The organism is Streptomyces composti (assembly GCF_012034205.1).
Taxonomy (GTDB): domain Bacteria; phylum Actinomycetota; class Actinomycetes; order Streptomycetales; family Streptomycetaceae; genus Streptomyces; species Streptomyces composti.
In genome coordinates, this window is record NZ_JAATEM010000007.1 from 126,785 (window position 1) to 148,554 (window position 21,770).

Sequence of the window (21,770 nt, forward strand, 5' to 3'; positions counted from 1 at the left end):
AGAAGCGGATCTGTCGATGAAAACGAATGATCAGCAGCTGTCGGGTGCGTCGGCGCGCTGCCGGGCTCTCATCGCCGGGACGCGGCATCGCATGAGCCACTCTCGGCGGCTACCGGCCCTCTGGCTGCTGACTGTCGAACAATTGCAAAGATGGCGCGACATCTTGCGTTCATCTGTCGCCGGTGGTTGAGTGTGCCGCGCCCCCACATCTGCACCGCCCCGCCCCGACGGCGGGGCCTCCTGCCGCACTTGCCCGAAGGGGACCACCATGCCCAGTGCCCGTCGCGTCCGCCGTTCCGGCGCGGCCGCCCTCGTCTGCGCACTCACGCTGACCGCCCTCGCCGCCTGCGGCACGAGCAGCAGCAGCGGCGACGGCGGCTCCGGCGGCAGCGGATCGACCGACCCCGCAGCGCCGCTGGATCCGAAGACCAAGGTGTCGATCACCATCGACTGCATGCCCCCGGCGGCGAAGAAGGCCGAGCTGAAGCAGTGGAAGGAGGACGTCGCCGCCTTCAACAAGATCTACCCGAACGTCAGGATCGAGGGCCGCTCCACGCCCGGCCAGTGCCTGGAGCCGCCGCGCTTCACCGCGATGCTGAAGGCCAAGTCGCAGCCGGACGTCTTCTACACCTACTTCACCGACCTGCCGCAGGTCCTCTCCGAGGACGGCGCCGAGGACATCACCGCCTACGTCAACGATAAGACCGTCCCGGCGCTGAAGGACATCGACCCGGACGTCCTCGGCATGCTCAAGCGGGGCGACAAGCTCTACGGCCTGCCCACCAGCAACTACACCATGGGCCTGATGATCAACCGCAAGCTGTTCCAGCGGGCCGGCCTCGACCCCGACAGCCCGCCGCGCACCTGGGCCGAGGTGCGCACCGCGGCCAAGAAGATCGCAGACCTCGGCAACGGCATCGCCGGATACGGCGACTACAGCGCGGGCAACAACGGCGGCTGGCACTTCACCGCGCAGATGTACAGCCGCGGCGGCGACATCGTGGACGCGAGCGGCAAGAAGGCCGCCTTCAACAACGAGATCGGCCGGCAGCTGGCGAAGGACCTCCACGCCATGCGCTGGGAGGACGGAAGCATGGGCAAGACCCAGCTGCTGAAGTGGGGCGACCTGCAGAAGCAGATCGCCTCCGACAAGCTCGGCATGTTCCTCGCCGCCCCCGACAACATCGCCTACATGGTCCAGCAACTCGGCGCGGACTACGACAACTTCGGCATGGGCCCGATCCCGGGCGGCAAGCACACCCTGGCCGGCGGCAACGGCTACATGATCAAGAAGGGTATCTCGCCGGACAAGATCAAGGCCGGCATCGCCTGGCTCAACTTCAAGTTCACCACCGTCGGCAAGGGCCAGTTCGACTGGGCCCGCACCAAGGCCGACGGACTGCCGGTCGGTCTGCCGCAGCCCAACTTCTGGCAGGGCGACTCCAAGCGCAAGGACGACGCCGAGCGCGCCAGGAACGCCACCATGAACGTCGAGGCCTTCAGGACCTTCACGGACAACCCCGTTCCCAGCAAGCCGGAACCGCCCAAGGCGCAGGAGATCTACAAGATCCTCGACAACGTGATGTCCGGCATCCTCACCAACGAGGACGCGGACGTCGACAAGCTCCTCGACACCGCCGAGCAGCAGGTCGACCAGGTGCTGGCCAAGCCATGACCGCCCCCCGGTGAACGGCACCGGGCGGGGCCGGGAGCCCTCCCTGTCCCGCCGCCCCGCCCGGCGCACCGCACCCGGCAGCAGTCACCGCCACGACCAGCAGCGAGGAGCGACCATGGCGGCCCCGAGCCTCACCCCGAGCAAGGCGGGACCACCCCGCACCCCGGCGCCGCGCCGGACGGAGACACCCCCCGGCGGCGGCCGGTTCACCCTGGCCCTGCGGCGCCATCTGACCGCCCACGCCTTCCTGATCGGCGCGGTGCTGTGCTTCGCGGTCTTCTCCTGGTACCCGATGATCCGTGAGTTCTTCCTGGCCTTCCAGAGCACCGAGAACGGCCGGACCGTCTGGGTGGGCCTGGACAACTTCACCACCGTGATCAACGACCCGGCGTTCTGGCAGGCCTGGCGCAACACCCTCTGGTTCACCGTCCTGGCGCTGCTTCTCGGCTTCGTGGTGCCCTTCGTCCTGGCCCTCGTCATCAACGAGTTCCGCCACGGCCAGGGCTATCTGCGGCTGCTGGTCTATCTGCCGGTGATGCTCCCGCCGGTCGCGGCCGTGCTGCTCTTCCAGTACCTCTACGACCCCGGCTACGGCCTGCTCAACGAGCTGCTCGGCCTGCTCCACCTGCCCGAGCAGCAGTGGCTGCAGGACGCGGACATCGCGATGGTCTCCCTGGTCATCGCCTCGACCTGGATGAACATGGGCGGCGCCACCCTGATCTACCTCGCCGCGCTGAAGAACATCCCCGGCGAGCTGTACGAGGCGGCCGAACTCGACGGCGCCGGGCTGCTGCGCAAGATCTGGCACGTCACCGTCCCGCAGACCCGGCTGGTGCTCTCCCTGATGCTGCTGATGCAGATCATCGCCACCATGCAGGTCTTCGTGGAGCCCTTCCTGCTCACCGGCGGCGCCGGCCCCGAGGGGTCCACCACGACGGTCGTCCACCTGATCTACCAGTACGCCTTCAACTTCAACGACTACGGTGCCGCGGCGGCCCTCGGCCTGATGCTGCTCGTCCTGCTGGCCGGATTCTCGGCCGCGTACGTCCGGCTCAGCCGCACCGAGGACGCCTAGGGGAGCGGGGGAGACCCACCATGTCCACGCGCACGCTCATCTCACCGGCCCAGCTCGCCAGGCCCCGCGGGAAGCGCCTGTACCGGGCGGTCTTCGCCCTGGTCACCGGCGGCTTCACCCTGGCCTTCCTCGGGCCCCTGTACTGGCTGATCTCCAGCGGGTTCAAGGACGCCCAGGAGGTGATCAGGACGCCGCCGACCCTGGTGCCCGAGTCCTTCACCCCCGGCAACTACAGCCAGGCCTGGGACGTCATGGACCTGTCCACCCTGCTCCTGAACACCCTCTACTACGCCTTCGGCGCGCTCGCCTTCCAGCTGGTGCTCGACGTGGCCGCCGCCTACTCGCTGTCCCGGCTGCGCCCGCTGTTCGGCAAGGCGATCCTCGGCATGATGCTGGCCACGCTGATGATTCCGGCGACCGTGCTGGTGGTGCCCCAGTACCTGACGGTCCTCGATGTGCCGGTCGTCGAGCGGAACCTGCTCAACACGCCCTGGGCGATCTGGCTGCCCTCGGTCACCAACGCCTTCAACATCTTCCTGCTGAAGCGCTTCTTCGACTCCGTGCCCAAGGAACTGCTGGACGCCGCCGCCATGGACGGAGCCTCCCCGCTCAGGGTGCTGTGGTCGATCGTGCTGCCGATCTCGCGGCCCGTGCTCGGCGTGGTGTCGATCTTCGCGGTGGTCGGCGTCTGGAAGGACTTCCTCTGGCCCATGCTCACCCTGCCCGACCCCGCCAAGCAGACCCTCAACGTCGGCATCTACTCGCTCTCCAACGGCGTCCCGGTGAACGTCCTCATCGCGGCGCTCACCATCGCCTCCCTGCCGGCGCTGATCATCTTCCTGATCTTCCAGCGCAACATCATGAGCGGCCTGACCGCCGGCAGCCTCAAGGGCTGACGGCTCCCTCCCGCCCCGAGCCTCCGCCGCCGTCCCGGGTACCCGGCATCCAGCCGCCCTGGACGACGGCGGAGTACCACCCCTGCCCGAAAGGAACGCCCGTGGCAGCCCCTCATCCGTCCCGCCGTGCCGCCGACTGGTGGCGCGACGCCGTGATCTACCAGGTGTATCCCCGCAGCTTCGCCGACGGTGACGGCGACGGCACCGGTGACCTCGCCGGATTCCGGGCGCGGCTGCCCCACCTCGCCGGCCTGGGCGTGGACGCCGTGTGGTTCACGCCCTGGTACGCCTCCCCGATGGTCGACGGCGGCTACGACGTCGCCGACTACCGCGCCGTCGATCCGCTTTTCGGCACTCTCGACGAGGCGGAGAAGCTGATCGCCGAGGCCGCCGAGCTCGGCATCGGAGTGATCGTCGACATCGTCCCCAACCACGTCTCCGACCGGCACCCGTGGTTCCGGGCCGCGCTGGAGGCCGGGCCCGGCAGTCCCGAGCGGGAGCGGTTCCACTTCCGTCCCGGCCGCGGCGCGCACGGGGAGCTCCCGCCCAACGACTGGCCCTCGCAGTTCGCCGGCGGCACCTGGACCCGGGTGCCCGACGGCGAGTGGTACCTGCACCTGTTCGCCCCCGAGCAGCCCGACCTCAACTGGGCCCACCCGGACGTCCGCAGGGAGCACGAGGAGGTGCTGCGCTTCTGGTTCTCCCGCGGGGTCGCAGGCGTCCGCATCGACTCCGCCGCGCTCCTCGTGAAGGACCCCGAGCTGCCCGACTACGTGGAAGGCACCGATCCCTGCCCGTTCATCGACCAGGACGGGCTGCACGACATCTACCGCTCCTGGCGGGCGATCGCCGACGAGTACGGCGCCGTGTTCGTCGGCGAGGTCTGGCTGCCCGACGCCGAGCGCTTCGCCCGTTACCTGCGCCCCGACGAACTGCACACCGCCTTCAACTTCACCTTCCTCACCTGCCCCTGGGAACCGGGCCGGCTGCGCCGCGCCATCGACGACACCCTCGCCGAGCACGCCCCCGTCGGGGCGCCCGCGACCTGGGTGCTCAGCAACCACGACATCACCCGCACCGTCACCCGCTACGGCCGCGAGGACACCGGGTTCGACTTCGCCGCCAAGCGCTTCGGCGTCCCGGCCGATCTGGAGCTGGGCACCCGCCGCGCCCGCGCCGCCGCCCTGCTCACCCTGGCCCTGCCCGGCTCGGTGTACCTGTACCAGGGAGAGGAACTGGGACTGCCGGAGGCCGACATCCCGCGCGAGCGCATCCAGGACCCCATGCACTTCCGCTCCGGCGGCACCGACCCCGGCCGCGACGGCTGCCGGGTGCCGCTGCCCTGGGAGGCGGAGGCGCGGTGGTACGGCTTCGGCTCCGGCGCCGAGCCCTGGCTGCCCCAGCCGGCCGACTGGGCGCGCTACGCCGTCGACCGCCAGAGCGCCGACCCGCACTCGATGCTCACCCTCTACCGCCGGGCACTGCGGCTGCGCCGGTCCGAGAAGGGGTTCGGCGACGGCACCCTGACCTGGCTCCCGGCGGCCGAGGGCGTCCTGGCCTTCGCCCGCGAGGAGGGACTGCTGTGCGTGGTCAACCTCGCCGGGCGTCCGATCGCGCTTCCGCCGCACCGGGAGCTGCTGCTGTCCAGCGGGCCGCTCACCTCCGACGGTGGCCTGCCGGCCGACACGGCGGTGTGGCTGCGTGCCTGAGACCTCCCGTACCCCTGCGGTACGCCCGTCGTCTCTTGCAACGCGCTTGCGCCAGGCGGAGGCCCCAGCCGACGCGAACGACCGCAATCCTCTTGCGCAATTTGCGCTAGCCTTGCGTCCATGACGCGACGACTTGCTCAGGTGGCGAAGAAGGTCGGGGTCAGCGAGGCCACGGTCAGCCGGGTGCTCAACGGCAAGCCCGGGGTGTCCGAGGCGACGCGCCAGTCCGTGCTCACCGCGCTCGACGTCCTCGGGTACGAGCGGCCGACCCAGCTGCGCGGCGAGCGCGCCCGGCTGGTCGGCCTGGTGCTGCCGGAGCTGCAGAACCCGATCTTCCCGGCGTTCGCCGAGGTCATCGGGGGCGCGCTGGCGCAGCAGGGGCTGACCCCCGTGCTGTGCACCCAGACCAAGGGCGGTGTCTCCGAGCCCGACTACGTGGATCTGCTGCTCCAGCAGCAGGTCTCCGGAGTGGTCTTCGCCGGCGGTCTGTTCGCCCAGGCCGACGCGCCGCACGAGCACTACCACCGGCTGGCGGAGCGCAAGATCCCGGTGGTCCTGGTCAACGCCTCCATCGAGGGGCTGGACTTCCCCTGTGTGGCCTGCGACGACGCGGTCGCGGTGGAGCAGGCCTGGCGGCATCTGGCCTCGCTGGGCCACGAGCGGATCGGGATGGTGCTCGGCCCCGCCGACCATGTGCCCTCCCGCCGCAAGCTCGAGGCCGCACGGGCGGCGGCGAAGGAGTCGGGCGGGGAGCTGCCCGAGGAGCGCGTGGAGCGGTCGATCTTCTCGCTGGAGGGCGGGCAGGCCGCGGCCACGCGGCTGCTGTCCCGGGGCGTCACCGGCATCGTCTGCGCCAGCGATCCGCTGGCCCTGGGGGCGATCAGGGCCGCCCGCCGCGGCGGGCTCAAGGTGCCGGCGGACGTGTCGGTGGTCGGCTTCGACGACTCCGCCTTCATGACCTGCACCGAGCCTCCGCTGACCACCGTCCGCCAGCCCATCGAGGCGATGGGCCGGGCCGTGGTCGATCTGCTCGGTGCCCAGATCCAGGGCACCCAGGCCAACCCCGGTGAGCTGCTGTTCGAGCCCGAACTGGTGGTCCGCGGCTCGACCGCGCCGCCGCCGTCCCGCTGATCCGCCGCCGTCCCGCCGTTCTCCCGGCCGGACCGCGCGCTGCCGCCTTCCGCCGGCCCCTCCCGGTCCGCGCGAGCCCCGGAACGCCTTTGGTGTTCCGGGGTTTTCTTGTTGCGGCACTGACAGAACCGTTGACAACACCTTCACGCGGTAGAAACCTGTGGCGCCAGTAACGCAAATTCAGAACAGAATCACTCAAGAACGTGTCGTGTCATCACTGTCCAACCGGCATGCGGAGCCGGTCGCGGCCCGCGCCCGGAACGTGGAGAGGCTGGAGAGGCCACCATGAAAGGCACACACCCGAGCAGACGGCTGGGGGCGGGACTGCTGACAGCGGGCCTGATCGCCCTCGGCCTGATGCCCGCCCCCGCGCACGCGGCGGCGGAAGAGACCAATCTCGCCCTCGGCCGCACGGCCACCGCCCAGGGAGCGCACGGCGCTCACCCGGCGCTCAATGTCACGGACGGCAGCCAGCAGACCTACTGGGAGGGCCCGGCCGGCGCCTTCCCGCAGTGGATCGAGGTGGACCTCGGCCGCTCGGCCGAACTGGACCGCGTCACCCTGAAACTGCCCGCCACCTGGGAGGCGCGCGACCAGACGCTCGCCGTGCTCGGCAGCGCTGACGGCGAGTCCTTCAGCACCCTGGCGTCCGGCCGCGCCCACGCCTTCACCCCCTCCGAGGCCAACGCCGTCACCCTCGACCTGCCGTCCGCCGAGGCCCGCTACGTCCGTATCCAGGTGACCGCCAACACCGGCTGGAACGCCGCCCAGCTGTCCGAGCTGGAGGTCTACGGCGACGGCGGACCCGCCGCACCCCCGGCCGACGGGACCGACCTGGCGCGCGGCAAGCCGGTCGAGGCCACCTCGGCCGCCCAGAACTACGTGGCGACCAACGCCAATGACGGCGACACCGGCACCTACTGGGAGTCGGCGGGCTTCCCGGCGAGCCTGACCGTGAAGCTCGGCGCCGACGCGGACGTCTCCGCGGTCGTGCTGAAACTGAACCCGGACGAGATCTGGGGCCCGCGCACCCAGTCCCTGCAGATCCTCGGACGGGCCCAGGGCGCCGACGAGTTCAGCACCCTGAAGGCCCGCGCCGACTACGCCTTCAGCCCGGCCGAGGACAGCAACACCGTCACCGTCCCGGTGACCGGCCGGGTGTCCGACCTGCGGCTGACCGGCTTCGCCAACTCCGGTGCGCCCGGCGTGCAGGTCGCCGAGATCCAGGTGATCGGCACCGCGGCGCCCGCCCCGGACCTCGTCGTCACCGGCCTGACCTGGACACCGGAGAAGCCGTCGGAGAAGGACGAGATCACGGCCGAGGTCACCGTCCGCAACGCGGGCAGCGAACCCGCACCCGCGACCACGGTGGACGTCAGCGTCGAGGGCACCGTCGCGGGCTCCGCCCCCGTCCCGGCGCTCGACGCCGGGGCCTCCCACACGGCGGACGTCCCCCTCGGCAAGCGGCCCGCGGGCTCCTACACCGTCTCCGCGGTCGCCGACCCCGGTGACACCGTCGCCGAGTCGGACAACAGCAACAACAGCCGCACCGCGGACGGCGAACTGACCGTCACCCGGAGCCCCGGCCCCGACCTGCGCGTCACCGGCATCACCAGCAACCCGTCCGCCCCCGCCACCGGAGCCCTGGTCTCCTTCACCGTGGCGGTGCACAACCGCGGCACCACCTCCGTCCCGGCAGGCACCGTCACCCGGCTGACCGCGGGCGAGACCACTCTCGAGGGCAGGGCCCCGTCGATCGCCGCGGGCGAGACGGCCGACGTCGCCCTCGACGGCACCTGGAAGGCGACCGACGGCGGCGCCACGCTCACCGCCACCGCCGACGCCACCGACGTCGTGGCGGAGACCGACGAGGACAACAACGTCTTCTCCCGCTCGATCGTCGTCGGCCGGGGCGCCGCCGTGCCGTACACCGAGTACGAGGCCGAGGACGGCCGCTACGAGGGCACGCTGCTGACCGCCGACAAGAAGCGCACCTTCGGGCACACCAACTTCGGCACCGAGTCCTCGGGCCGCAGGTCGGTCCGCCTCGACGACACCGGCGACCACGTCGAGTTCACCTCGGTGAACGCCGCCAACTCCATCGTGGTCCGCAACTCCATCCCGGACGCGCCGGGCGGCGGCGGCCAGGAGGCCACCCTCAGCCTCTACGCCGACGGCACATTCGTACGGAAGCTGACCCTGTCCTCCAAGCACAGCTGGCTGTACGGCAACACCGACCTGCCCGAGGGCCTGACCAACCGGCCGGGGGGCGACGCCCGGCGCCTGTTCGACGAGGCGCACGCGCTGCTCAGCCGCACCTACCCGGCGGGCACCACCTTCCGGCTGCAGCGCGACGCCGACGACCGGGCCGGCTTCTACGTCGTCGACCTGATCGACCTGGAGCAGGTGGCACCCCCGGCCGAGAAGCCCGCCTCCTGCACCTCGATCACCGAGTACGGCGCCGTGCCGAACGACGGGATCGACGACACCGACGCCATCCAGCGGGCGGTCACCGCCGACCAGAGGGGCGACATCGACTGCGTGTGGATCCCCGCCGGGCAGTGGCGGCAGGAGCAGAAGATCCTCACCGACGACCCGCTCGACCGCGGCGAGTACAACCAGGTCGGCATCCGGGACGTCACCATCCGCGGCGCCGGCATGTGGCACAGCCAGCTCTACACCCTCACCCCGCCGCACGAGGCGGGCGGCATCAACCACCCGCACGAGGGCAACTTCGGCTTCGACATCGACGACAACACCACAATCTCCGACATCGCCATCTTCGGCTCCGGCACCATCCGCGGCGGCGACGGCAACGCCGAGGGCGGAGTGGGGCTCAACGGCCGCTTCGGCAAGAACACGAAGATCAGCAATGTGTGGATCGAGCACGCCAACGTCGGGGTCTGGGTCGGCCGCGACTACGCCAACATCCCCGAGCTGTGGAACCCCGGCGACGGACTGGAGTTCACCGGCATGCGGATCCGCAACACCTACGCCGACGGCATCAACTTCACCAACGGCACCCGCAACTCCACCGTCTACAACTCCTCCTTCCGCAACACCGGAGACGACGCCCTCGCGGTCTGGGCCAACCGGTACGTGAAGGACCCCTCGGTGGACATCGGCCACGACAACCACTTCCGCAACAACACCGTCCAGCTGCCCTGGCGGGCCAACGGCATCGCGATCTACGGCGGCTACGGCAACACCGTCGAGAACAACGTCGTCGCGGACACCATGACCTACCCCGGGATCATGCTGGCCACCGACCACGACCCGCTGCCCTTCTCCGGCCAGACCCTGATCGCGGGCAACGTCCTCCACCGCACGGGCGGCGCGTTCTGGAACGAGGAGCAGGAGTTCGGCGCCATCACCCTGTTCGCGCAGGGGCCGGACATCCCGGGCGTCACCATCCGGGACACCGAGATCCACGACTCCACCTACGACGGCATCCAGTTCAAGACGGGCAGCGGCACCACCCCGGACGTGCAGATCTCCGGCGTCCGCATCGACGGCTGCGTCAACGGCGCCGGCGTCCTCGCCATGGGCGGCGCCCGCGGCAACGCCACCCTCACCGACGTGTCCATCACCGGCTGCGCCGAGGGGGAGGTGGTGACCGAACCCGGCTCGCAGTTCGTCATCGACCGCACCTGAAGCCCCTCGCATCCGAGGCGCCCGCCGAACCAGGTCGTGCGGCGGGCGCCGCGGCTGTATAACGGCATGCAAGAGTTGCGGAGAGTGAATAGTTCCGAGGGGGAGCACGTCATGAGCGCCGCCGACAGCCCTGCCGCGCGCCTTCAGGCGCTGTTCGAGGGGCACCGGCTGACGCCGACCCAGCGGCGCATCGCCCACAGCATGGTGCGCCGCGCCGCCGACGTGCCGTTCCTGTCCAGCGTCGAACTGGCCGAGCTGGCCGGGGTCAGCCAGCCCTCGGTGACCCGCTTCGCCGTCGCCCTCGGCTTCGACGGCTACCCGGCCCTGCGCCGCCATCTGCGGGAGGTCGCCCCGGCCGAGCCCGTGCCCGACGACGGCACCGTCAACGAGTACCAGCAGGCCGTCGAGGCGGAGATCCAGAATCTGCGGCATCTCGCGGAGGCGCTGGGCGACCCCGTGCCCGTGCAGCGGGCGGGCCGCCTGCTGGCCCAGAGCCGTCCGCTGCCGGTGCTCGGGCTGCGCGCGGCCGCCGCCCAGGCGCACGGCTTCGCCTACTTCGCCGCCAAGGTCCACCCGGACGTGCGGCTGCTGGACGAGGGCGGCTCCGTGCTGCACGACCGCATCGACGCCGCCGTGCGCGCCGGTGCCGGTGCCCTGCTCTGCTTCGCGCTGCCCCGGCACCCCCGGGAGGTCGTGGACACCCTCGCGTACGCCAAGGAGTCGGGCCTGACCGTGGTCACCGTCGCCGACTCCGCCTTCGCGCCGGTCGCCAAGGTGTCCGATCTGCTGCTGCCCGCCCCCGTCGGCACCGGGCTCGTCTTCGACACCGCGTGCGCGCCGATGCTGCTGGGCCGGGTGCTGCTGGAGGCCATGTGCGACGAGCTGCCGGACGCCCAGGCGCGGCTGGAGGAGTTCGACGCCAAGGCGGCGGCCCGCGGGCTGTTCGTGGAGTGAGGCCCGCGCCGGCTCCCGCCCGGCGTTCTCAGACTCGTCTCAGCTTCTGTCGCTAACGTGCCGCAGTTGGTACTTCTTCTGGTACCGCTTCTTCAGGGTTCCTCAGGGTTCCTCGGCTTTCACCGGGGACCGCTGTCGGACCGTGCGTCGGACGTGCATCGGATGTGAGACGGGAGGCTGGAAGGTGTCGCGCGGAGGTCAGGGGCTGGCTCGGGTGGCCGTCGTGGTACGGGCCGGGGCCGCGCCGCTGTGGTGGCTGGGAGTCTTCGCCGCGGGCGTCGGTCTGTCGGTGCCGGGACTGACCGGGCGCCGGATCGGCGTGCTCGCGGGTGCCGCCCTGTTCATCGTGGCGGCCGCCGTGGTCGCCCTCCTGCGGCGCGGACGCTACCGCGAGCTGGCCCGCGGGGCGGCCCGTGCGGGCAGGCACGACGTGCTCCAGGACCGCGCGGTGACCGCCCGCAACTGGCGGCGCGGGCACCGCTGGTGGCTGCTGCTCGCCTTCCTCGCCGCGCTGGGCAGCGCGCTCGCGGCCCCGGCCGCCGGCGGTCTGCTGCTCGCCGGGTGCGGGGTGGGCCTGTGGCTGAAGGCCTCCTGGATCGGCCGCCTGGAGAAGGCCGGCGACCACCTGCTGTGGGTGCGGGTCGACTGGCTCGGCCGCGCCGCGGGCAACCCGGCCGGCAAGGCGGTCAAGGCCTACCGCACCACGGGCATCGCGGCCGGCGACGCCAAGCCGGGCGGCTCCCGCCGCAAGACCCCGGCGATGGCCTGACCGGGACGCCCGGTCACCGGGCGGGGACCCGGGGGCACGCCATCACCGGGCGAGGGCCCGGGGCACACACGCATCGGGCGAGGGCCCGCCGCACGCCGGCGGGCCCTCGCCCGTGCTCAGGACCCCGGTTCCCGCGCTCTCAGCCCCCCAGCCCTTCCACCAGCGCGTCCGCGTGGTCGCCGCCCGACTCCCGGACGATCTCCTCCGTCGTCTGGGCGGGGCGGACCAGGGCGAAGGAGACCTCACCCGACTCGTCCGCGACGAAGCCGTGGACGGCCGGGCGGGGCAGCGAGTTGTAGGCGTAGTGGTGGGCGAAGTAGTACGCGCCGGTGTCCAGGGCCGCCGCGTAGTCGCCCTGCTCCAGCAGCGGCAGCGGGTACTCCCGGGCCAGCAGGTCGCCCGCGAAGCAGGCGGGGCCCGCGATGTCCTGTTCCACCGCGGGCCCCTGCTTCGGCAGCCCCTTGGCGTCGTAGGCGGCGATCCTGAGCGGCCACTCCTGGGGCGCGTAGACGGTGCGCGTGGCCACCTGCACGCCCGCGTGCGTCACCGCCACCGGCCGGCCGCCCGCCCGCTTGGCGTACTCCACCCGGGCGAGGAGCGTGCCGTGCTTGGCCAGCAGGGACCGCCCGAACTCGGTGACGATCCCGTACCGCCCGTCGAACAGCCCCGGCACCGTGTCCCGCAGCACCCGCGCATACGCCCCGTACGTCGGGGTGATCGCCTCCGAGGCGAAGTTCACCGGCAGCCCACCGCCGATGTCGAGGGTGTCCACCTGCCGCCGGCCCGCCCGCCGGTTGATCTCCTCCGCGAGCTCGTAGGTCTCCGCGACCCCGCGTGCCATCAGCTCGAGCGCCACGCCCTGCGAGCCGGTGTGCGCGTGCAGCCGGGTCAGCCAGGGCCGCTCCAGATACGCCCGCACGACCCACTCCCGCGCCCCCTCGTCGCGCAGCGCCACCCCGAACTTGCTGGTCGCGGTGGCGGTGGACAGCGCTTCGATGGCACCGGACCCGAGCTGCGGATTCACCCGCAGCCCGAGCGGTGAGCGGGGCGTGCCGGCGCCCACCAGGGCGTCGATGCGGGCCAGCTCCTGCGGATTGTCGGCGTTGACGGCGATGCCCAGCGCCAGCGCCTCGCGCAGCTCCGCCGGGGTCTTGGCGGGCGAGTCGAGCACCGTCCGCTCCGGTGCGATCCCCGCAGCCCGGGCCAGCGCCAGCTCGCCCGGGCTCGCCACCTCGGCGCCGACGCCCTCGTCCCGCAGCAGCCGCAGCACCGGCACCAGCGGTGCCGCCTTCACGGCGAACGCGTGCAGGATCCGCGTGCCGGGTGCCGCCACCGCCTCGAACGCGGCGCGCAGCCCTGCCGCGGACTGCCGGATGCCGGTGACGTCGAGCAGCGCCACGATGGGCCGGTCCGGGCCGAGCAGCCCCTGCTCCACGGCCTGCCGCACGGCCCGGTCCCGTCGTGCCGACCGGCTTTCCTCATGGCTCACCGTTCGCCCCTCCCGTCGCAGCTGTTCGTCTCCTGGCTCTCCTGACCCATGCATCCAGCCAAACACCCGACCCGCCCGTACGGCGGCACCCCCATGTATTGACTAGCTCTATTCAGGAGCTGAGTATGTGAATATCTGCAGTAACACGCGATGAGGAGGCAGACATGTCAGGACCCCGCACCGTCCGGGCACCGCGCGGCACGCAGCCGAGCGCCCTGGGCTGGCAGCAGGAGGCCGCCCTGCGGATGCTGCAGAACAACCTCGACCCGGAGGTCGCCGAGCACCCCGACAAGCTCGTCGTCTACGGCGGCACCGGCAAGGCCGCCCGGGACTGGCGCTCCTTCGACGCCATGGTCCGCACGCTGAAGACCCTCAAGCAGGACGAGACGATGCTCGTCCAGTCCGGCCGCCCCGTCGGCGTCATGCAGACCCACGAGTGGGCGCCGCGCGTCCTCATCGCCAACTCCAACCTCGTCGGCGACTGGGCCACCTGGGAGGAGTTCCGCCGCCTGGAGGCCCTCGGCCTGACCATGTACGGGCAGATGACGGCGGGATCCTGGATCTACATCGGCACCCAGGGCATCCTCCAGGGCACCTACGAGACCTTCGCCGCCGTCGCCGCGAAGCGGTTCGGCGGCAGCCTCGCCGGGACCATCACCCTCACCGCCGGCCTCGGCGGCATGGGCGGCGCCCAGCCGCTCGCCGTGACCATGAACGACGGCGTCGCGATCTGCATCGACTGCGACCCGCGGGCCATCGACCGGCGGATCGAGCACCGCTACCTCGATGTGAAGGCCGACAGCCCGGACCACGCGCTGCAGCTCGCCGTCGAGGCCCGCGACGCCCGCCGCCCGCTGTCCGTCGGCGTCCTCGGCAACGCCGCCGAACTGGTGCCGCAGCTGCTGGCGATGGGCGCCCCGATCGACGTCGTGACCGACCAGACCTCCGCCCACGACCCGCTGACCTACCTGCCGCTCGGCATGGCCTTCGAGGACATGGCGGAGGAGGCCGGGAAGGACCCGGCGGGCTTCACCGCCCGCGCCCGCGAGTCCATGGCCAAGCACGTCGAGGCCATGGTCGGCTTCCAGGACGCCGGCGCCGAGGTCTTCGACTACGGCAACTCCATCCGCGGCGAGGCGAAACTCGCCGGATACGAGCGGGCGTTCGCCTTCCCCGGCTTCGTCCCCGCCTACATCCGGCCGCTGTTCTGCGAGGGCAAGGGCCCCTTCCGCTGGGCCGCGCTCTCCGGGGACCCGGCCGACATCGCCAGGACCGACCGCGCCATCCTCGACCTCTTCCCGGAGAACGAGTCCCTCGCCCGCTGGATCCGCATGGCGGGGGAGCGGGTGCACTTCCAGGGGCTGCCCGCCCGCATCTGCTGGCTCGGCTACGGCGAGCGCGACAAGGCCGGCGAGCGCTTCAACGACATGGTCGCGAGCGGCGAGCTGGCCGCACCGGTCGTCATCGGCCGCGACCACCTGGACTGCGGTTCCGTCGCCTCCCCCTACCGGGAGACCGAGGCGATGCTGGACGGCTCCGACGCCATCGCCGACTGGCCGCTGCTGAACGCCATGGTGAACGTCGCCTCCGGCGCCTCCTGGGTCTCCATCCACCACGGCGGCGGCGTCGGCATGGGCCGCTCCCTGCACGCCGGCCAGGTGACGGTCGCCGACGGCACGGCGCTGGCCGGGGAGAAGATCCGCCGGGTGCTCACCAACGACCCCGGCATGGGGGTCATCCGGCACGTCGACGCGGGCTACGAGATCGCCGAGTCCGTGGCCGAGCAGCGGGGTGTGCGGGTGCCGATGCGCGAGGGCGGCCCGCAGTGAGCGGCACCGGGACCGAGCACGAGACCCTCGGCGGCGACGGGGCCGGGCGTCCGGCGGCGCCCGGACCGGCCGGCTCGTTCCACGCCATGTGGCGCGAGCTGCTCCCCGTCGGGCGCCACCCCGGCACCGGCGGCTACCGGCGCTACGCCTGGACCCCCGCCGACGCCGAGTGCCGGGCCTGGTTCCGGGAGCAGGCCCGCGCCCGCGGCCTGACCTACGAGACCGACCGCAACGGCAACCAGTGGGCCTGGGCCGGTGATCCCGCCGCCGGCGACGCCGTGGTCACCGGGTCGCACCTGGACTCCGTGCCCGACGGCGGCGCCTTCGACGGACCTCTCGGGGTGGTCTCCGCCTTCGCCGCGCTCGACGAACTGCGCGCACGCGGCGCGCGGTTGACCCGCCCGCTCGGCATCGTCAACTTCGGCGACGAGGAGGGCGCCCGCTTCGGGCTCGCCTGCGTCGGTTCCCGGCTCACCGCCGGACGGCTCACCCGCGAGCAGGCGCACCGGCTCACCGACGGCGACGGCATCACCCTGCCGAAGGCCATGGAGGCCGCGGGACATGACCCCGACGCCATCGGGCCCGACCCGGAACGGCTGGCCCGGATCGGCGCGTTCGTCGAGCTGCATGTCGAACAGGGGCGCGCCCTCGACCTGACCGGCGACCCGGTGGGCGTGGCCGGCGCCATCTGGCCGCACGGCCGCTGGCGCTTCGACTTCCGCGGCGAGGCCAACCACGCCGGCACCACCCGCCTTCAGGACCGGCGCGACCCCATGCTGCCCTACGCCGAGACGGTCCTCGCCGCCCGCCGCGAGGCCCGGCTCGCCGGTGCGGTCGCCACCTTCGGCAAGATCGCGGTGGAGCCCAACGGCGTCAACGCCATCCCCGCCCTGGTGCGCGGCTGGCTCGACTCCCGCGCTCCCGAGCAGGGCAGCCTGGACACGGTGATCGAGGGCATCGAGGCGGCGGCCCGCGAGCACGCCGCCGCCCATGGCGTCGGCCTGGACGTCACCCGTGAGTCCTTCACCCCCGTCGTCGAGTTCGACCACGCCCTGCGCGACGAACTCGCCCGCATCCTCGGCACAAACCGGGAGCTGAAGGTGCCCGTGCTCGGCACCGGCGCCGGACACGACGCCGGAATCCTCGCCGACGCCGTCCCCACCGCCATGCTGTTCGTGCGCAACCCGACCGGCGTCTCGCACTCCCCGGCGGAACGGGCCGAGGAGGACGACTGCGTGGCCGGGGTGCTGGCCCTCGCCGACGTACTGGAAGGACTGGCCTGCCGGTGACCGCGACGACGACGTACTGGCTCGAGCACGCCTGGCTCGGCGACCGCGTCGAGCCGGGCGTGCGGCTCGACGTCCGCGACGGACGCATCCACACCCTCACCCCGGACAGCCCCCTGCCGCCGCCAGGAGCCGTGGTGCTGCGGGGCCTGACCCTGCCCGGACTCGCCAACGCCCACAGCCACGCCTTCCACCGGGCGCTGCGCTGCTTCGTCCAGGTCGGCTCCGGCACCTTCTGGACCTGGCGGGAGGTCATGTACGCGATGGCCCACCGCCTCACCCCGGAGAGCTACTACCGGCTGGCCCGCGCGGTGTACGCGGAGATGGCCCTCGCCGGCATCACCTGCGTCGGCGAGTTCCACTACGTACACCACGCGCCCGGCGGGACCCGCTACGACGACCCCAACGCGATGGGGGAGGCGCTGATCGAGGCCGCCGCCGACGCCGGGATCCGCATCACCCTCCTCGACACCGCCTACCTCTCCTCCGGCTTCGGAGCGCCGCCCACCACCCACCAGCTGCGCTTCTCCGACGGCACCGCCGAGGCCTGGGCCGCCCGCTGCTCCCTCCTCAAGGAGCGCGAGCACGCCAGGATCGGGGCGGCCGTCCACTCCGTGCGGGCCGTGCCGGCCGACCAGTTGGCGACCGTGGCGGGCTGGGCCGAGGAGCGGCGGGCCCCGCTGCATGTGCACCTGTCCGAGCAGACCGCCGAGAACGACGCCTGCCTCCAGGCCCACGGATGCACCCCCACCCGGCTGCTCGCCGACCACGGAGTGCTCGGCCCGCGCACCACCGGCGTGCACAACACCCACCTCACCGGCGAGGACATCGCCCTGATCGGCGGCAGCGGCACCGGCACCTGCATGTGCCCCACCACCGAACGCGACCTCGCCGACGGCATCGGGCCCGCCGCCGAACTCCAGCGGCAGGGCTCCTCGCTCTCCCTCGGCTCCGACAGCCACGCCGTGATCGACATGTTCGAAGAAGCCCGGGCCATGGAGCTGAACGAGCGGCTGCGCACCCGCACCCGCGGCCACTGGACGGCGAACGCCCTGCTGCGCGCCGCCACCGCCGACGGCCACGCCGCCCTCGGCTGGGACCGGGCGGGCAGCATCGAACCCGGCGCCCTCGCCGACCTCACCACCATCACCCTGGACTCGGTCAGAACAGCGGGGCCGCTGCCCCGACTCGGCGCCGAGACGGCCGTATTCGCCGCGACCGCGGCCGACGTACGGCACACCGTCGTGGGCGGCCGGCACGTCGTACGCGACGGGACGCACACCCGGGTGCCCGACGTACCGCACGCCCTCGCACAGGCCGTCGAGGCCCTGCGCGCCTGACGACCCCCCACGAGGACGCCATGAGCAGCAGCACCGTCATCACCAATATCGCCACACTGGTCACCAACGACCCCTCCCGCCACGGCGATTCACCCCTGGGCCTGGTCCGGGACGCGGCTGTCGTCATCGAGGGCGACCGCATCGCCTGGACCGGTGCATCCAGCAAAGCACCCGCCACCGACAAGCGGGTCGACGCCGGCGGCCGCGCGGTCCTGCCGGGCTTCGTCGACTCGCACTCCCACCTGGTCTTCGCCGGCGACCGCACCGAGGAGTTCAACGCCCGCATGTCCGGCCGCCCCTACAGCGCGGGCGGCATCCGTACCACCGTCGCGGCCACCCGGGCCGCCACCGACGCGGAACTCGAGGCGAACCTCACCCGCCTGCTCGCCGAGGCACTCCGCCAGGGCACCACCACCTTCGAGACCAAGTCCGGCTACGGCCTGACCGTCGGCGACGAGGCCCGCGCCCTGCGCCTGGCCGCCCGCCACACCGACGAGGTGACCTTCCTCGGCGCGCACATCGTCGCCCCCGAGTACGCCGAGGACCCGGCCGGCTATGTCGCCCTGGTCACTGGCGAGATGCTGGACGCCTGCGCCCCGCACGCCCGGTGGATCGACGTCTTCTGCGAGCAGGGCGCCTTCGACGGCGACCAGGCCCGGGCGATCCTCACCGCCGGGAAGGAGAGGGGCCTGCACCCCCGCGTCCACGCCAACCAGCTCTCCTACGGTCCCGGTGTGCAGCTGGCCGTCGAGCTGGACGCGGCCAGCGCCGACCACTGCACCCACCTCACCGACGCCGATGTGGACGCCCTGGCCGGCGGCCGCACCGTCGCCACCCTGCTGCCCGGCGCCGAGTTCTCCACCCGTGCCCAGTGGCCCGACGCCCGCCGCCTGCTGGACGCGGGCGCCACCGTGGCGTTGTCCACGGACTGCAACCCCGGCTCGTCCTTCACCTCCTCGATGCCGTTCTGCATCGCGCTCGCCGTGCGGGAGATGGGCATGACACCGGACGAGGCGGTGTGGTCCGCCACCGCGGGCGGCGCCAGGGCCCTGCGCCGGACCGACATCGGCCACCTCGCCGTGGGTGCCCGCGCCGACCTGACCCTGCTCGACGCCCCCAGCCACGTCCACCTGGCCTACCGCCCGGGCGTGCCCCTGGTCAGCGGCGTGTGGCGGGCCGGCGTACGGGTGGTGTGAGCATCAGCACAGCACGCGGGCCCGCGGAGAGCTGAGTGGCGGCGCCAGGGCGCCGGGAGGGGGGAGGCGACCGCGGGTCCGCAGGGCACGCGCAGCCCGGCGGGGGAGGGGGAGCCGGAACAGGGGAGAACGCGGCGCGCCCCGCGCCCGGACGGCACCCGGTGCCCCCGGCCGGTACGGCCAGGGACATCCGGCGCCGACAGGGCGCGGGGCGCGGTCGGTCGATCACGGTGGCCGGCTGCTGCCGGCCTGCTCCGGGCCTGCGCCCGGGCGCCGCTCATTCCTCCACGGTCAGTGCCTTGCGCAGCCGCATCAGGGTGCGCGACAGCAGCCGGGAGACGTGCATCTGGGAGATGCCCAGCTCCTCGCCGATCTCCGACTGGGTCATCCCGGCCACGAAACGCAGCGACAGGATCTTCCGGTCCCTCGGCGCCAGTTCGGCGATCAGCGGCTTGAGCGACTCGATGTACTCGATGCCTTCGAGGCCGTGGTCCTCGTAGCCGATCCGGTCGGCCAGGGCGCCCTCGGCGTCGTCCTCCTCGGGCTGGGCGTCCAGCGAGGAGGCGGTGTAGGCGTTCGACGCCGCCATGCCCTCGACGACCTCGTCGTCGGAGATGCCGAGGCGCTCGGCCAGTTCGGTCACGGTGGGCGCGCGGTCGAGCTTCTGTGCCAGTTCGTCACCGGCCTTGGCCAGGTCGAGGCGCAGCTCCTGGAGGCGGCGCGGCACCCGCACGGACCACGAGGTGTCGCGGAAGAAGCGCTTGATCTCGCCGATGATGGTCGGCATCGCGAACGTGGGGAACTCCACACCGCGCGACAGCTCGAACCGGTCGATGGCCTTGATCAGGCCGATGGTGCCGACCTGGATGATGTCCTCCATCGGCTCGCTGCGGGAGCGGAAGCGGGAGGCGGCGAACTTGACCAGGGCGAGGTTGAGTTCGACGAGGGTGTTGCGGACGTAGGAGTACTCGTGGGTGCCTTCCTCGAGCGACTCCAGGCGTTCGAAGAGAGTGCGGGACAGGGCCCGTGCGTCGACCGCCTCGACCGTGTCGTACGGGGGGATCTCCGGGAGTCCGGCGAGTAGATCGTCCTGGACGACACTCATGTCGTCCTGCTCGATGGGATCCAGATGTTCCTCAGGGAGTGTCGACGTCGCTTTCGGGGTACGCGATGCGTCGAGCCGGGGTGACATGGGTGTCCTCCATCGTTCTCGGCATATGGCTGCCGAAGCCAGAACGTGCACTGCGGTGTGCGGCGCCTCCAAAGCCGGCCGTGTCGGGTACGTGTTCTTACTAGCCCTACCCGCTCCGACAAGCCGGTCGCAAGTGCGTTCTGTTCGGGTATGTCCGTTTCTGCGTGATTGTTATGGTGCCGGACCACCGCCGGAGGGCGTAGTGTTCGAGGGCGTCAGCAAAGCAGACACGAGGTCGGGAGAGAGAGACGGCATGGACCGCGGGACGGTCGGCAGCGCACAGTCGGGCCGGCTTCTGGTCGAGGTGCGACAAGAGGGCCCCAGTGCCGTCGTGACTCCGGCGGGTGAGTTGGATCACCACACCGCCGATCTGTTGCGTGAGCCACTGGAGGACTGCCTCGCCAAGGGATTGAACCGGCTTGTCATCGACTGCTCCCGGCTGGAGTTCTGCGACTCCACCGGGCTCAACGTGCTGCTCGGGGCCCGGCTGAAGGCCGAGGCCGCCGGGGGCGGAGTGCATCTCGTCGGGATGCAGCCCGTCGTCGCGAGGGTGTTCGAGATCACGGGGGCGGACGCCGTCTTCGCGGTCCACGACACCCTCGAGGCCGCCCTGGCCGACGACTCCGGATGACCCGCGCGGCCGGGGCGGGGCACCGCCCCGGGTTCCGCGGTCCGGAGCCCAGGCGCGTCTTTTCGTATGAATACGGGGGTGTCCCCTCGGGTCCCCCGGGCAGGAGACATCCTGAACGTGTCGGCCGCCGTGGTCGCAGGGGTGCAGTGAACCGAACGCGCCGCGCACTGCGTGACTGACTGAGATACGGATTTTTTAATCGTGAACCGGTGAATCGGTGAGGTGAAGCGCTGATGAGCACCACCCGGCCCTACTCGCCGGGCGACCGCGGTCCGGAGCCCGGCGGCGCTTCCGGCGCGTCCGGGGGCGGCGCGGTGGCGGACGCCGCCGACGGGGGCGTCGCGGCGCCCGCCGGCGCGCCGGGGTCGTCCGGGGCCGCCACGGGCCGGCAGGTCCGTCGGCTGAGTTTCGAAGGCCAGAGCGGTGTGGTGCCGCTCGCGCGCGACTTCACCCGCCAGGCGCTGCACGCCTGGGGCTGGCTGCCCGCGGCCACCGCCGACCAGCGGGCCGCCGCCGAGGACGTCCTGCTCGTCGTCTCCGAACTGGTCACCAACGCCTGCCTGCATGCCGAGGGTCCGGACCGGCTCACCCTCACCTGTGACAACAAGGTGATCCGCCTGGAGGTCACCGACCGCGGCACGGGCCAGCCTGCCCCGCGCACCCCGCACCGCGCAGGCCGCCCCGGCGGTCACGGCATGTTCATCGTCCAGCGCCTCTGCCTGGACTGGGGCGTCGTCCGCACACCGGGCGTCGCCGGCAAGACGGTCTGGGCGGAGCTGGGCGCCCCCGCGTAGCCCGCCGCCCCGACCGACGCACCGCACACCCCGCGCGCCGCCCCGCAAGCGGCGCCCTTCCTTTTCCTCGTCTTCTCCTTTCTCCTTCCCGCGTCTTTCCTGCGCCTTCCTCGCCTCCGCCCTGATCGCCTCGGCGCGCGGCCGCACCCG

Annotated in this window: 16 protein-coding genes; 14 read left to right on the forward strand and 2 right to left on the reverse strand. The window is 72.1% G+C overall.

Annotated features, from left to right (window positions below; genetic code table 11):
• Nucleotides 1-268 precede the first annotated feature (268 nt).
• From HCJ93_RS07785 to HCJ93_RS07820, 8 genes are all read left to right on the forward strand, one after another.
• Entirely contained in the window at nt 269-1,675 is a 1,407-nt protein-coding gene (locus tag HCJ93_RS07785) for an extracellular solute-binding protein (protein WP_167992354.1), read from the forward strand.
• Nucleotides 1,676-1,790: 115 nt separating this feature from the next.
• On the forward strand, nt 1,791-2,750 hold the full coding sequence (locus tag HCJ93_RS07790; protein ID WP_167992355.1) for a carbohydrate ABC transporter permease: 960 nt from the start codon (nt 1,791-1,793) through the stop codon (nt 2,748-2,750).
• 20 nt (nt 2,751-2,770) lie between these two features.
• Complete coding sequence (locus HCJ93_RS07795; protein ID WP_167992357.1) at nt 2,771-3,646, forward strand: carbohydrate ABC transporter permease; 876 nt, start codon at nt 2,771-2,773, stop codon at nt 3,644-3,646.
• Between the two features lie 101 nt (nt 3,647-3,747).
• Nucleotides 3,748-5,355 (forward strand): glycoside hydrolase family 13 protein, encoded by a 1,608-nt coding sequence (locus HCJ93_RS07800; protein ID WP_167992358.1) that lies wholly within the window; start codon nt 3,748-3,750, stop codon nt 5,353-5,355.
• 120 nt (nt 5,356-5,475) lie between these two features.
• On the forward strand, nt 5,476-6,486 hold the full coding sequence (locus HCJ93_RS07805; RefSeq protein ID WP_167992360.1) for a LacI family DNA-binding transcriptional regulator: 1,011 nt from the start codon (nt 5,476-5,478) through the stop codon (nt 6,484-6,486).
• Nucleotides 6,487-6,771: 285 nt separating this feature from the next.
• Nucleotides 6,772-10,140 (forward strand): CARDB domain-containing protein, encoded by a 3,369-nt coding sequence (locus HCJ93_RS07810; RefSeq protein ID WP_167992362.1) that lies wholly within the window; start codon nt 6,772-6,774, stop codon nt 10,138-10,140.
• A 111-nt stretch (nt 10,141-10,251) separates the two neighbouring features.
• Nucleotides 10,252-11,094 (forward strand): MurR/RpiR family transcriptional regulator, encoded by an 843-nt coding sequence (locus HCJ93_RS07815; protein WP_167992364.1) that lies wholly within the window; start codon nt 10,252-10,254, stop codon nt 11,092-11,094.
• A 184-nt stretch (nt 11,095-11,278) separates the two neighbouring features.
• Nucleotides 11,279-11,863, forward strand: coding sequence for a hypothetical protein (locus HCJ93_RS07820; protein WP_167992366.1), 585 nt, complete (start codon nt 11,279-11,281; stop codon nt 11,861-11,863).
• A gap of 139 nt (nt 11,864-12,002) precedes the next feature.
• Here HCJ93_RS07820 and HCJ93_RS07825 read toward each other — a convergent pair whose 3' ends face one another.
• Nucleotides 12,003-13,406 carry a type III PLP-dependent enzyme domain-containing protein gene (locus tag HCJ93_RS07825; RefSeq protein ID WP_167992367.1) on the reverse strand — a complete coding sequence of 468 codons (1,404 nt, stop codon included), beginning with the start codon at nt 13,404-13,406 and terminating at the stop codon, nt 12,003-12,005.
• Nucleotides 13,407-13,516: 110 nt separating this feature from the next.
• On the opposite strand from HCJ93_RS07825, the gene hutU reads away from it, so the two are divergent.
• The 4 genes from hutU to hutI all read left to right on the forward strand — a co-directional run bounded on the left by hutU (nt 13,517) and on the right by hutI (nt 19,003).
• Complete coding sequence (gene hutU, locus HCJ93_RS07830; protein WP_167992369.1) at nt 13,517-15,181, forward strand: urocanate hydratase; 1,665 nt, start codon at nt 13,517-13,519, stop codon at nt 15,179-15,181.
• 86 nt (nt 15,182-15,267) lie between these two features.
• Nucleotides 15,268-16,470: an allantoate amidohydrolase gene (locus tag HCJ93_RS07835; protein WP_167992476.1), complete on the forward strand. Its 1,203-nt coding sequence runs from the start codon at nt 15,268-15,270 to the stop codon at nt 16,468-16,470.
• Nucleotides 16,467-17,807, forward strand: a complete 1,341-nt coding sequence (locus tag HCJ93_RS07840; protein WP_167992370.1) for a formimidoylglutamate deiminase — start codon at nt 16,467-16,469, stop codon at nt 17,805-17,807. Before HCJ93_RS07835 ends, HCJ93_RS07840 begins: the two co-directional genes overlap by 4 nt.
• A gap of 20 nt (nt 17,808-17,827) precedes the next feature.
• Complete coding sequence (hutI, locus tag HCJ93_RS07845; RefSeq protein ID WP_167992372.1) at nt 17,828-19,003, forward strand: imidazolonepropionase; 1,176 nt, start codon at nt 17,828-17,830, stop codon at nt 19,001-19,003.
• 277 nt (nt 19,004-19,280) lie between these two features.
• On the opposite strand, the gene HCJ93_RS07850 is transcribed toward hutI, so the two are convergent.
• Nucleotides 19,281-20,195, reverse strand: coding sequence for an RNA polymerase sigma factor SigF (locus HCJ93_RS07850; protein WP_167992374.1), 915 nt, complete (start codon nt 20,193-20,195; stop codon nt 19,281-19,283).
• Nucleotides 20,196-20,448: 253 nt separating this feature from the next.
• Between HCJ93_RS07850 and HCJ93_RS07855 the strand changes: the two genes are divergently transcribed.
• Nucleotides 20,449-20,826: an STAS domain-containing protein gene (locus tag HCJ93_RS07855; RefSeq protein ID WP_167992376.1), complete on the forward strand. Its 378-nt coding sequence runs from the start codon at nt 20,449-20,451 to the stop codon at nt 20,824-20,826.
• A 233-nt stretch (nt 20,827-21,059) separates the two neighbouring features.
• Nucleotides 21,060-21,620 carry an ATP-binding protein gene (locus HCJ93_RS07860; protein WP_167992377.1) on the forward strand — a complete coding sequence of 187 codons (561 nt, stop codon included), beginning with the start codon at nt 21,060-21,062 and terminating at the stop codon, nt 21,618-21,620.
• Nucleotides 21,621-21,770 lie beyond the last annotated feature (150 nt).